The organism is Flavonifractor sp. DFI.6.63, assembly GCF_024462255.1.
GTDB lineage: Bacteria > Bacillota > Clostridia > Oscillospirales > Oscillospiraceae > Lawsonibacter_A > Lawsonibacter_A hominis.
In genome coordinates this window covers 1-13,235 of sequence record NZ_JANGBE010000032.1, presented here as the reverse complement: position 1 = coordinate 13,235, position 13,235 = coordinate 1, and the positions used below count along the sequence as shown (strand labels likewise).

Sequence of the window (13,235 nt, the reverse complement as noted above, 5' to 3'; positions counted from 1 at the left end):
TTTACGTTTGTTTTTCCATTTGCCCGTTGGCGTCAGCTCTCTTGTTGCAATCTTTTCGCCCATTACAACCTTTTTTCTTGTCTGCCGCTGTCCTTGACCGAAACTGCAAACAGAGCTTACCGCCCCTCCGTTGCAGGAGACGGCCTCCCGCTTTTACAATGAAACGGCCGGCGCGCGTATGGACGCCGCGGCAAAGCCATTGTTTAATTGGGAGGAAACCAGGAGTGAAACAGACGATTCACAGGCTGTCCGGGCTGGTTCTGGCCGCCGCGCTGACGGCCCAGCTGGCGGCGCCGGCCCGGGCCGCGGAGCCCTTCGGCGGGCAGATCGCCGTACCGGAGCAGCTTTACTCCGGCGAAAGCGCCATGCTGACTCTGAACACCGGGGACGACTTTACCGGAACCAAACGCGTCACGCTGACGGCGGACAACGCCCCGGACTGCGTGGACGAGGGCCTTGTCCTCCACTGGGACGGGGTCTGCAACACGAAAAGCGGCCACGATGCCGCGGCCACGGTTTGGGAGGACTTGAGCGGAAACGGGGCCGATCTGGCCCTGTCCGAGCTCTCCGGGGACAACTACTGGACCGGGGAGGGCTTTCACCTCAAGAACACCGCTTACAGCACCCCTCAGTGTTTGCAGGACACCATCAACGGCAGCGCCTTCACCCTGGAGATGGTGGTGGACGACTACATTCTTTACGGCAACAGCTTCGGTACGCTGCTCAGCTCCGAAAACGACTCGTTCAGCGTCTTCCACCGGGCCAGCAACGGCATCTGGGAATTCAAGAACGGCAACAACCAGAACCGGCCCAAGCTCAACGACGCCGCCGCGCTGCTCCAGGGCTCCACGGTCTCCATCGTCTTTACCGCCGGGGCGGAGAGCACCGTCTATGTCAACGGCGAAGCCGCCGCCAGCTGGACCCCCGCCGGCGCCATCGGCGCCTCCGGCTGGATGCGCCTGGGCCACGACGACGACACCCGGAAGTTCGAGGCGGTCTTTCGTTCCGTCCGCCTGTATGACCGCGCCTTGAGCCAGGAAGAGGTCCAGGCCAACTACGCCTGCGACGCCCTGGAGCGCAGCGGCAGCCTGGACGCCAGCTTTCAGGAGCAAGCGAGCGGCACCGCCCTGGACCTCTTCTTTGAAAACGGCTCCGCCCAGGTACCCTTTTCGTTGACGGGGCAGGGGAGCTGCACCATTACCGCCGCCTGGGACGGCGGCAGCTGCTCCGCCGCGCTTACCCTGCGCAGCCGCGAGGCGGAGGCCGCCGCCGACGCCGAGGCCGCCCGGACGGCGGCCGACCTGCTGCGCTACAACCTGCTGGCGGCGGACGAGGGCCAGGATCAGCAGGCCGCCGCGGCCGCCGCGGAGCTGTTGGCCGGGAGTGATTTCCTCGCACGCGGCGGCCACGTAAACGCCGCCTGGGACGGCGAAAGCGGCCACTATGATCTGACGCTCACTCTGAACGCCGCGCTGCAGACGCTTTCCATCACCCCCAACCGCGTCGTTTACACCCAGACGTTTGACGGCGTGGCCGAGGGTCAGCTGCCCCAGGGCTGGTCCCTGACGGCCGCCGGAAGTGTGGACGCCTCGGTCACCGGCGGCGCGCTTCGCCTGGGCGCCGACGGAGACGACAGCGGCACTTCCCGCCTGCTCACCCCCGTGACCGCCGGTTCCGGTGAAAACGTGGACTTTATCTTTGAAGCGGACCTGCGCTTTGCCGGCGCCAGCCAGGCCGGGCGCTGGGCCGGTCTGATGTTCGGGTATCAAAACGCAGGCTCCTGGTGGCAGACCATCTCCCGCATCAGCGCCTCCAGCGGCGGTGTGGAGCTGGCCCAGTGGAGCAGCGGCTGGAACGTGGTATCCACGGGCAGCTTTACGCAGGACTTTGACCCCGATACGGTCTACACCTTCCGCACCGAGTGCGCCAGGGGCGTGGTGCGCCAGTACATCAACGACGTTCTAATCCTGACCACCCCCTTCAGCGGTCTCTCCGCCGGCCGCTTTGGCTTCTCCGACCGCGGCGTCGAGCTGTACATCGACAACGTGTCCCTTCAGGTCACCCCGGGCACCCAGGGCCGGGCCAACTATCAGGCTGATCTCTACGCTCCCGACACCGCCATCACTTCCCCCGCGGCGGTGGTGTATGACGCCGGAAACGACGCGCTGGCAGTCGCCGCGGCGGAAAAGCGCCCTTCCAGCATCATCGTCTATCCGGACAGCGCGCTGAGGGTCTATGACCGCAGCGGGGCGCTTCTCTCCGATTCGCTGGACGCCTACCTGGAGCAGACGGGGGACACCACCCTGCCGGTCCTCTTCCTCTCCGACGCGCCGGCGGCACAGGCGGTCAAGGACTGGATCACGGCGCAGAATCTCATGGATGTCTCCGTTCTGGCCGACTGCGCCAACGCCGCCCTGGTGGAGGAGATCGCCGCAGCCTGTACCGGCGTGCGGGGCGCGATCCGCTATACCTTCCAGGATCTGGACGCTGATGGAGACGGAAGCCTCACCGGCAAGGAGTTGTGGCGCGCCGCCAGCCTCACCAACGCAAGTCATGCCAAAATTGCTCTGCTGGACGCGCAAAGCGCCTCTCTGGAGCATATCCGTTTCCTCCAGCGGCGGCTGATCACGGTCTGGGCCGAGACGCCCGCCGATCCCAGGGCCGTCTATTCCATGGTCACGGCCGGCCCCAACGGCATCGTTACCACTGCCCCCGGGGCAGTCATCGCGGCCATGGAATCCCTGGACGAGGGCATCATCATGGCCCGCCCCACCTATATCACCGGTCACCGCGGCCAGCCCGGCGATACGACGGAAAACACGCTGAGCAGCGCCAAACACGCCTATGCATCCGGGGCCAACGCCATCGAAAACGACGTCTATCTTACCACCGACGGCGTGCTGGTCATCGACCACGACGGCACCACCGGGCGGCTGTACAACCAGAACCTGACGGTGGAGCGCTGCACCTGGGCGGAACTTCAGGCGCTCTCGTTCAAAAACCCCGTCAATCTGGAGGACGGCGAGGGCATGGCTACCCTGGAGCAGTTCTTCACGGAATTCAAGGGCAAGGACGTGGTCCACTTCATCGAGATCAAATCCAGCCAGACTGCCATCGTAGCCGCCGTCAAGGCCCTGGCCGAACAGCTGGACGTGGTGGAGCAGTGCGTGGTCATCACATTCAACGCCAACATCCGGGACGAGATGGCCAGGACCTGGCCCGAAATGTCCTGCGGCTACCTTACCGGGTTCAGCGATCAGGGCAGCGCAAACGCCAACATTCAAAGCGTGGCTCTGAGCGTCTGGAAGGACAACAATACCTTTAATCCCAGCTATGGCGGCGGCAGCGCCGCGTTTGTCCAGGCCATGCGGGACGCCGAATACCGCGGCATCACCTTCTGGCCCTGGACCGTGCGGGACCAGGGGCTTATGGATACCTACATGAAGCAGGGCATCAATGGCGACACCACGGATTACAGCATGTGGGCCAGCAAGTATGCGGTCTGCGTCACTCAGTCCGACCTATCCGCCAAAGCGGGCTCCCGCGTGGCGCTCTCGCCGGTGGTAACCACCCAGGACGGCACAGTGCTCGCCGCCCCCGTGGTGGAGCTGAAGGTCCTCTCCGGCACGGCGCCCGTCCAAAATGAGGACGGCACCTACACGCTGGCCGCCGGTGAAACGCTGGCCCTGCTGCGCTACACCTGCCCCTTCAACAGCGGCGGCAGCTACGATGTTTACTCCAACGCCTTTACCCTGACCGGCACCACGCAGGACGGCGGCCACGACGGCGGAGACGGGGCCGCTTCCAGCGGCAGCGCGGAGCTCAGCCGTTATCCCGTCAGCATCCCCTCCAACGTAACGGGCGGTCTCGTGACCGTCCGTCCCAAACGCGCCGCCATGGGGGACAAGGTCACGCTCACCGTCACCCCCGGCGAGGGCTATGCGCTGGATCAGCTTTCCGCCGCCGCTCAAAACGGCCGGGCGCTCTCTCTGACCGACGCCGGCGGTGGCCGGTATACCTTTACCATGCCCGCCGGCGCGGTAACGGTGTCCGTGTCCTTCGTTCCGACCGGCGAAACCCCTGCGCCCGTCCCCGCGCCTTCCTTTGCCGACGTTCCCTCCGGAGCTTGGTATGGGCAGGCCGTGTCCGGTGTCTGGGCGCGGGGCCTGATGCAGGGGACCAGCGGCGGCGCCTTCTCCCCCAGCCTTCCCATGACCCGCGCCATGCTCTGGACCGTACTGGCCAGGCTGGACGGGCAGAGCTTCTCCGGCGGTGAGCCCTGGTATGCCGCCGCCCGGCTGTGGGCCATGGAAAATGCGGTCAGCGACGGCACCAATCCCGACGGGCCTATTACCCGAGAACAGCTGGCTGCCATGCTCTTCCGCTATGCCGGAAGCCACGGGCAGAACACCGCCGCCCGCGCCGGTCTGGAGACCTTTGCCGACGGCGGGGCAGTCTCCACCTTTGCGGAAGCATCCGTAATGTGGGCTGTCTCCAGCGGCATCCTGACCGGAAAGCCCGGCAACACACTGGACCCCCAAGGTACGGCCACGCGCGCGGAGGTAGCCGTTCTCCTGATGCGTTTCCTGGCTCCGCAGGCCTGACCCGCTGCAAAAAGGCACGCCGCAGAGGTCCCCCTCTGCGGCGTGCCTTTCTTGCCGCGTCTTGCCGTTTCCGGTCCGTTACGCGCCTGGCGGCATAACCAGCGCCTGACCCGCGATCAGGCGCTTGCCTGCCTGGTTCTCGCAGGTGGTCTCCAGGACCACCCGGTTGCGCGCCGGGTCCAGCTCCCTTACGGTCACGGTAGCCGTAACGGTATCCCCCATGCGCACAGGGGCCAGGAATTTCAGCTCCTGCCCCATGTAAATAGTGCCCGGACCGGGGAGCTGCATCCCGATGACGGCGGAAATCAGCCCCGCCGAGAGCATCCCGTGGGCGATGCGTCCGCCGAAACGGGTCTCTTCCGCGTACGGCTCGTTGACATGGGCCGGATTCAGGTCGCCGGTGATCCCGGCAAAGAGATAGACGTCGGCCTCACTGATGGTCTTGGAGGTGCTGGCGCTCTGGCCCAGCTTCAGTTCCTGCATGGTCAATCCCTGCATGGGATCGCTCCTTCCGTTCAGCAGTAGGTCTTTACCACGGCCTGACCGGTGAGCACCTCCGCGCCGTCGCCCCGCCGGATGGCGGTCTCCAGCAGCAGACGGCGGTGCTCCAGCTTCTCCAGAACCGTGATGCGGACCGTAACGGTATCCCCGATGTACACCGGGGCCCGGAATGTAAATTGGTGGGAGACGTAGGTGGTGCCGAATCCGGGCAGCTTCTGCCCGATGGTTACCGATACATAGGCCAGCAGATGCACGCCGTGACAGATGCGCGTTTGAAACACGGTGCGCGCCGCGGCCTCGTCACTGACGTGAAAGGAGTCCGTGTCTCCGATGAGGGCGGAGAAGGCCCGCACCCGGGCGTCGTCCATAGTAACCGTCAGTTCCGCCTGTTCTCCCGCCCGGATCTCCGCCCAGGGGCGGAAAAAAGGCTCGCTCATTTCACCGGCCCCCATTGTACGCCGGTGGCCGCCCAGGTATAGCCCGTACCGGCGGAGACCAGCACCGCCCGGTCCCCCGCCTTCAGCTTGCCGCAGCGCGCCCCCTCCAGCAGGGAGATAAAGCAGTCGGCGGACTGGCAGTGGCCGTACTCCTCCAGCACGAAGGTGTTCTCCTCGGCAAGCCCAAACTGGTCCAGCAGGTGGAGCAGGATGGATTTTTTCATAAAGATGGGCGCCAGATAGTCGATGTGCGCCCGACCGAAGCCGCTCCGGTCGGCCGCCTTGGCAATGACGCTTACAAAATTCCCCAGGGTGATGGGGTCCAGCCGCTCCTTCATATTAGCCACGTCCAGCACCCGCAGAAAGTGATCCTCCCAGGGCATGTTTCGGAAGCCCTCGAAGTTGCGGCACCCGATGCCGGGCACCGATACGTCGGCGGCAAACTGGCCGTCGGCGATCATGGCGCTTTCCAGGATGACGTTCTCGTCAAGGTCACGCTCCAGCAGCGCCGCCGCCGCACCGTCCCCGAAGTTGAACATGAAGCGGCTGTCCGAATCCCGGTAATTGATCAGATCCCCCTCCTTTGAGGATGAGACCAGCAGCACATGCTTCAATTCCGGGTCCTGGAGCATCATGCTCTTGAGTACCTTCAGGGACCAAACGCCCGCGGAGCAGAGGTTATGGATCTCAAAGACGGCGGCGTTGACCGCGCCGATCTCGTACTGTACCCTGGCCGCGCAGTTGAACAGATAGTAATCTTTATACTCGCTGCCGCAGTAGACCACCAGGTCCAGATCCCTGGGGTCGAAGTCCCCCAGGCAGCGGCGGGCGGCCTCTGCTCCCATGGAGGAGACCGTCTCCTCCGGCCCGGCCTTGTGGACCTGCCGGATGCCGAATTTTTCCCGGATCACCGGCTCGGGGATCCCGGAGGCCGCGCCGATCCAGGCGCTGTCCCGGATGCCCTGGGGTACATAGCAGCCGATGCTGCGGATGCCCACGTTGATCTGTTTCTCCGCCATGTCAGTCCTCCGCTTTGCCGTACAGGTCGGTGACCTGCTTGACCACGATTTTGCCCACGTTGTTCTTGGGCACATCGTCCACGAAGGTGATATATTTCGGGATCTTGTAGCGGGCCAGCTTGCCGTCGAGGGCGGAGAGGATCTCCCCGCGCGTCAGGATCATGCCCGGTTTGAGCGAGACCACTGCCTTGCCCACCTCGCCCCACTTCTCGTCCGGGACGCCGAAGACGCAGCACTCCCGCACCGCCTCGATATCATAAAGGGCGCTCTCGATCTCCGGCGGGAAGACGTTCTCTCCGCCGGAAATAAACATATTCTTCTTCCGGCCCACGATATAATAGAAGCCGTCCTTGTCCACCGTAGCCATATCCCCGGTATGGACCCATCCGTCCACCAGGGTGGCGGCGGTCTCCTGGGGGTTTTCCCAGTAGCCGGAGAAGAGCTGCGGGCCGCTCCAAAGCAGCTCGCCCGGGGTGTCGGGGGTGGTGATCTCCCGGCCGTCGTCGTCGATGAGTTTCACCAGAGACAGGTACATGGGTTTGCCCACCGAGGCAAACTTTTCCTCCACCACGTTCTGGGGCACGAACTGGGCCGGGGTGGACAGGTTGTTGGGGCCCGCCTCGGTCATGCCATAGCCCAGGACAAACTTGACGCCCTTATTCCAGAACTCCTGCATGATGTTGATGGGGGTGGGGGCCGCCCCGGCCATGATCCAGCGCAGGCTGGACAGGTCCGCGTCCTTGAATTCGCTGCACTCCACCATCATGCGGAAAATCGTGGCCGCGCCGAAGAGACAGGTCGTGCGCTCCCGCTGGATGACCTCCAGCGTCTGCTTGGGATCGTAAACCCGGCTCAGGTAGAGCTTTCCGCCTGCGTGGAGCAGCGGCAGGGTGAGCAGGTTCCAGCCCCCGGTGTGAAACAGGGGCAGCAGGATAACGGCGCTGTCGCTGTAGCTCAAGCCCCAGGTGCAGATCTCATTGAAGGAATTGAACAGCTCGCTGCGGTGGCTCACCAGGCCGCCCTTGGGCAGTCCGGTGGTGCCGCCGGTGTGGATGATGAGGTGAATATCCTCCAGCTCCAGTGCGTCGCAGGCCACCAGCGTGTCCGGCTGCCGGGACAGGAGCTCGTCGTACGCCGGATGGCCCTGTTGGCTCTCGCCTCCCAGCACTACGAAGGTCTTCACCGGACACGTCCCCTCCAGCGCCGCCGCGTTGGCTGCAAACACATCCTCGTAAAAGAGCACCTTCAGGCCCTCCCGCTCCATGAGCTGCCCCAGCTCCTTGGCGGACAGCCGGGCGTTATAGGGCACCAGAATGGCCCCCAGCTTTCCGGTGGCGTAATAGGCGTCGATGAGTTCCACCCGGTTCCGGGACAGGAAGGCCACCCGGTCCCCCTTGGCAACGCCGCAGGCCTCTTTTAAATAGTGGGCCAGCCGGTTGGCCCGCCGTTCCAGATCGTCATAGGTATAGACCGCCCCGGTATCCAGATCCTCCACCGCCGCCCGTCCGGGATTCAGCCGTGCGCGGGAAGCGGCATAGTTTCCGATCCATGCATTGGACATATCACATCGCTCCTTATGTTCGGTTCAGGGCCTCTATCGTCCGCACCATCCGGCGGGCCATGCCCTGCATGATCCCCACGCCTTCGCTGTCCCCGTCGGCGTCTACCGCGCCGCCCTTTCCGGCAACGCCTACGTTCCAGTAAGTGTTTCCGGGAATGACGCAGTCGTTGCAGGCCGCCCAGAGCAGCAGCTGCGCGAAGGCAAAGTTCTGGCCCGCCCGCCGGGCCACGGTGACGGGCGCGACCACCTTGCCGGAGAACAGACTCCCCTGCCAGGTATAGCCCTCGTCCGCTTTCTTCATCTCGTTGCACGCCCAGCGGCCGGAGAAACCCGCCCGGTCCAACAGGGCCTTGAGTTCACAGGGAATGGAAGCATGATAGGTGGGCGCGCCCAGGAGAATGCCGTCTGCCCGGGCCATCTGCGCCAGGATGGGCTGGAAATCGTCCTCAATGACGCAGCGGCGGGCCTGGACACAGCCGTAACAGCCCTTGCAGCCATGAATGGTCTTGTCGCCCAGCCAGACCAGTTCGGTCTCCGCGCCCAGCGTTTGGGCCTCCTTCAGGGCAAGCTCCAGATAGCGGCGGGTGTTCCCCGACTCCCGGGGGCTTCCGCAAATGGCCAGCAGTCTCATATCGGTTCCTCCAATCGGTTTTGGGACGTCCCTGCCGGAACCGGCGCCCACACCGGTCCGTCAGCGGACCTCCGGTGATTCGCAGCGTCCGCTCCGTGGCGCCGTCCGCCACCAGGAGGGGCCGTGGGCGGCGCCTCCTGAATGGTCTGTGTGGTGCGGCCGGCCCCACGGAGCGGACACGATACGCGGGGGGAGGGCCGGGCGGCATTGCCGCCCGGCGGAACGGGAAGGCTGTTTTCTTCTTGGGAAGGATCCGAGAAGTCCCGGCCCGTCCTTTGGGCGCAACACTACGGGCGCACGGACGGCCTCGTCCTCCCCCAGGTTATCACAGCTTCAGCACTGCGTCCAGCTGGGGAGAGAGTTCCTTTTTGGGGACGATGATGGAAACCACCACCGTAACGGCCACCGCCAGGGCGGAGGTGATAAAGTAGCCGGGCAGGGCGCTGGGGAATTTGAATCCAAAGAAGGGGATGATGTTGAAGACCAGGGAGACGGCTACGCCGCACATGACGCCCTTCTCGTTGCAGCGCTCCCACAGCAGGCCCAGCACAAAGACCGGGAAGGTCCCGGAGACCAGGGTGCCCCAGCCGAAGGTGCCCAGCAGGGCCACCATCTCGGTCGAGTAGATGGACACCACGATGGACACGGCCCCCAGCACAAACATGAAGACGCGTGAGACATTGATCTGCTTTTCCGGGGCGATCTTAATGCCCAGCGCAGAGGTCAGGTCCTTGGAGATCAGCGTGGAGGAGGAGGTCAGGAACATACTGGCCGAAGACAGCGCGGCGGCCAGTATGGCGGCGTACACCAGCACCTGCGCCCAGATGCCCAGATAATCGGAGAATGCATAGATGGCCTGATCCCCGGAAACCAGCGGGTCGATGGTCCCGGTCGCTACCAGGTACAGCGCGCCGTAGGCCGCCACTACCGCCAGGAAGCCCACGATGGTGTGGGTCACGGCGGTGACCAGCCCGGCCTTAGGCAGATCCCGGGGATTCTTCACCGCGTACATACGGGTGAGCACCTGCGGCTGCCCTACGCAGCCCAGGATGGGGATGAGCATCCAGGTCAGGGAAATTCCGCCGGGCATGGTCCCCCAGGCGTCCAGCAGGGTGGCGCCCAGCGTCTTGGTGACCCCGTTGCTCCCGGTGACCTCCGGGACGGCGGACACGGCCTCCAGCACATTTCCAAAGCCGCCGGTGACCACAAAAAAGGCAATGATGAGCACCAGCCCCGCCAGCACCATGACGAAGCCCTGGAACGCCTGGCTCAGCAGGCCGCCCACTTCGCCCGACAAAGCGGTGTAGACGGTCAGCAGGCCAAAGATCAAAAACCCGGCCACGATGGGCGGGATATCCACCAGCTGGGCGATGAGGGCGCTGCCCGCGGAGATCTGGGCGGCCAGATAGCCCACGCAGCCCAGGCAGATAATAATGGACATGAGGGCTTTGATAAAACGGTTATGGTTGAAGCGCACGTCACAGATATCGCCCAGACTGGAGATGGGGGCGATCTCGGCCATGGCCCGCACCTTCTTGCCCAGGATGATGTAGCTCATGGCAAAGGCCGCGCCGGAGAGCATCCAGAACGTCATGGCGTTTCCTGAGGTGTAGATGATACCGGGAACGCCCACCAGGGCGAACGCGGAGGCAATGCCCGCCATGGAGGAAAGGCCCACGGCAACCGGGCCGAACATGGCGGTACCGCCGAAATAGGCTTGGGCGGTATTGGCTTTTTTCTTGGCCCAGACGCCGATGCCGAAGGAGACCGCGATCATCAGCGCGGAAAAGGCTGCGATTAAAACGACCGTACTGTGCGGCATATCATTTGACCCCCTTCATTCCCTTGACTTTGTCGCAGAACGCATCCCAGTCCTTCTGGGAGAGCCACTCATCCTGGAGCAGGTAGAGCCCCAAATTCAGGGTGAGCTGTCCGCCGATCCAATACAGGAAGATGGTGGGCGCAAAGGAGGGATGGAAGCCCAGCACCGTAAAGGCGGGCATCCCTCCGGCAAACCGATCGCCGAAGTAGCCCGACAGGATGAAGCTGACCAGCCACAGCGCCGCCCAGATCAGCAGGGGATAGAGCAAAAACTGTTTGGAGACCTTTCCCTGCTTTGCCACGCCCAAGATCATATGCAGGAACATGAGCGCCACGCCCAGGCACATGCCGAGAACAAAGTGTCCTGTGGTTCCCGTGATGATGCAGGCGATCCAGAGGATTGCGATCAGTACGATCAGCAGGGTCTTATGCTTGGAAATGTCCATGCAGATACCTCCTATTCTCTTGTCCTCTTTTTGCTGCGGCCGCCCGCCGGCTGACGGCCGCTTTATGAAACATGAATCATGTTTCATATTTAAGCCAAACATACCACACTCCACTGGCAATGTCAACAAGTATTTTTTTCACCCCGCTCCCGCTCTTGTGTTTTTGACGAATCCCTCAAAAAGGGGACGGCACAGGCCTTTCCCTGTGCCGTCCCCCTTTTTCAGCCGGATTGCCCCAACCGGAAGCAAGCCCTATCGTGCGGATTTTTTCGCCGTACGACTATTTTCGCCCGGTGGATGTAAGAAATCCCACGGCCGTTCCGTTCGCCCTCGTGTCTCCCCTGCGTCAGTCTTCCGGCGGAAAGATCCCGTCAATGATTTTCATCGCCTCGTTTACCACATGATCCAGATCGCGCTCCTCCTTGAAGACCACCCAGTGCAGGCCGATAAAGTTGCTGATGCCCATCAATGCAAAGCTGAGCACCTCTGGATCAATGTCGGCCACCTCGCCCTTCTCCCGCGCCTTCTTCAGCTGCCCCACGTAAGCGGCGGAGAAATTGGCATAGTATTCATCGAAAAGGCTCCGGTCAATAAACAGGGACTCCCACGTGATATTGAACACATATTTGTGTTCCGCCACAAAGCCCAGCCAGGCCCGCAGGCCCTCCCGTTCCGCCGAGCGCCGGGTGGTACAGTTGGCCACCGCCAGGCTGATGTGCTTTCGGATCCGATGCCCGTATTGGGACAGCAGGTATTTATACAGCATCAGCTTGCTCTCAAAGTAAATGTAAAAGGTCCCGGCGCTGACCTTGGCCAGGTTCGTAATGTCGTTGATGGAGGTCTCATAGTAGCCCTTTTCATAGAAAACCTGCTCTGCGGCCTGGCAGATACGGTTCAGGGTCTCCTGTCCGCGGACGGTTTTGGGCTGATTGACCAACGCCTTTTCCGGAGTGATATCCATGCGCAACCTCTTCTGTAACCGTTTTTGTTGCTTTACCCCGGCGCTCGGGCCGGATAAAGCCGCCCTTCGCCGTTGCTCACAGCAGGGCCTAAAATGACAGCGTCCGCGCACAGAGTGCGCGGATGCGCGGCAAACTACCCGTTATTTTATTATTTTATCATGATGTGAATCAGGTTTCAAGTCCTGTGTTTCCCGATCCCTTTTACTCTATTTGTGCACCACTAAAATCTCCGGCAATTTGACCATATATTGAAAATAGTTTGCCTGCATGATAAAATACATGCAAGTATTAAAAAGTGACAAATCGGAATTTTATAACGAGGTAAAAGAATATGAATTACAAGGGATACGGAAAAGAGAATAGAGATGTAATTATTCTTTTACATGGTGGCGGTTTATCTTGCTGGAATTATCGAGAGGAAGCAGAAACGCTTCAAAATAAATTTCATGTCATTATTCCTATATTGGATGGTCACACAGGAAGTGATAATGGTTTTACAACAATTGAGGATAATGCAAAAGAAATCATTTCCTTTATAGATGAGAAATTTAAGGGTTCTGTGTTGCTAATAGGTGGGTTGTCTCTTGGCGGTCAGATATTGCTTGAAATACTGTCGCAGCGAGGTAATATTTGCGAATATGCAATTGTTGAGAGTACTTTGGTTATTCCTTCAAAGCTCACATATGCTATGATTAAACCAGCGTTTGGAAGTTGTTACGGATTGATTAGACATAAATGGTTCTCAAAATTACAATTTAAGTCGCTTAAAATAAAGCAAGAGTTATTTGACGATTATTATAAAGATACATGTGGTATTGCAAAACAAAATATGATTGCATTTTTGCAAGCAAATTCTCTGTATTCTATAAAAGAATCAATTGAAACGTGTACAGCAAAAGTCAAAGTATTTGTAGGTGAAAGAGAAAATGCTGCAATGAAAAAATCTGCACAAATAATCAATGAAAAACTGAAAAATAGTTCTTTGCGTGTTATGAGGAAAATGTATCACGGAGAGTTTTCAATTAACCACGCAAATGATTATGTAGAAGAAATACTTGCAATGGTAAAGGTGTAAAAATTCAAGTTTGTAGGGGCAGTCTCGTTATGAGGCTGCCCTGTTATTTTGAGGTCGTGTCAAGATTTTTTCGCACTTTAGTTTGCAAGCTCTGGCATGAATGGAGTCAGCCGGCAATGGAGGCATCCTCAATGGCGGCCTCCAGGTGCTTCATATTCATGTACTTTTTGTTGCCCCA

Annotated in this window: 10 protein-coding genes; 2 read left to right on the top strand and 8 right to left on the bottom strand. The window is 60.9% G+C overall.

All coding sequences use genetic code 11. From position 1 onward, the window contains the following. Window positions 1–224: 224 nt before the first annotated feature. Window positions 225–4,604, top strand: a complete 4,380-nt coding sequence (locus NE547_RS14325) for a glycerophosphodiester phosphodiesterase family protein (protein WP_256176238.1) — start codon at window positions 225–227, stop codon at window positions 4,602–4,604. Between the two features lie 78 nt (window positions 4,605–4,682). Here the strand turns inward: NE547_RS14325 and NE547_RS14320 are convergent, their stop codons facing one another. The 8 genes from NE547_RS14320 to NE547_RS14285 form a co-directional block, all read right to left on the bottom strand. Beyond that, on the bottom strand, window positions 4,683–5,102 hold the full coding sequence (locus tag NE547_RS14320) for a MaoC family dehydratase (protein WP_256176237.1): 420 nt from the start codon (window positions 5,100–5,102) through the stop codon (window positions 4,683–4,685). Window positions 5,103–5,119: 17 nt separating this feature from the next. Next, window positions 5,120–5,542, bottom strand: coding sequence for a MaoC family dehydratase (locus tag NE547_RS14315; RefSeq protein WP_186906990.1), 423 nt, complete (start codon window positions 5,540–5,542; stop codon window positions 5,120–5,122). Beyond that, complete coding sequence (locus NE547_RS14310; protein ID WP_186906991.1) at window positions 5,539–6,561, bottom strand: 3-oxoacyl-ACP synthase; 1,023 nt, start codon at window positions 6,559–6,561, stop codon at window positions 5,539–5,541. The genes NE547_RS14315 and NE547_RS14310 overlap by 4 nt, the downstream gene beginning before the upstream one ends. A 1-nt stretch (window position 6,562) precedes the next feature. Then, entirely contained in the window at window positions 6,563–8,122 is a 1,560-nt protein-coding gene (locus NE547_RS14305; protein ID WP_256176236.1) for an AMP-binding protein, read from the bottom strand. Between the two features lie 13 nt (window positions 8,123–8,135). Further along, a complete protein-coding gene (locus NE547_RS14300) occupies window positions 8,136–8,753 on the bottom strand; it encodes a flavodoxin family protein (RefSeq protein WP_186906993.1) in 618 nt (205 codons plus the stop codon). Between the two features lie 325 nt (window positions 8,754–9,078). Continuing rightward, window positions 9,079–10,575, bottom strand: a complete 1,497-nt coding sequence (locus NE547_RS14295) for a sodium:solute symporter (RefSeq protein WP_256176235.1) — start codon at window positions 10,573–10,575, stop codon at window positions 9,079–9,081. A 1-nt stretch (window position 10,576) separates the two neighbouring features. Then, entirely contained in the window at window positions 10,577–11,020 is a 444-nt protein-coding gene (locus NE547_RS14290; protein WP_186906995.1) for a hypothetical protein, read from the bottom strand. A gap of 346 nt (window positions 11,021–11,366) precedes the next feature. Then, window positions 11,367–11,981 carry a TetR/AcrR family transcriptional regulator gene (locus tag NE547_RS14285; protein WP_186906996.1) on the bottom strand — a complete coding sequence of 205 codons (615 nt, stop codon included), beginning with the start codon at window positions 11,979–11,981 and terminating at the stop codon, window positions 11,367–11,369. A 332-nt stretch (window positions 11,982–12,313) separates the two neighbouring features. Here NE547_RS14285 and NE547_RS14280 point away from each other — a divergent pair, with 332 nt between their 5' ends. Continuing rightward, a complete protein-coding gene (locus NE547_RS14280) occupies window positions 12,314–13,057 on the top strand; it encodes an alpha/beta fold hydrolase (RefSeq protein ID WP_256176234.1) in 744 nt (247 codons plus the stop codon). Window positions 13,058–13,235: the final 178 nt, after the last annotated feature.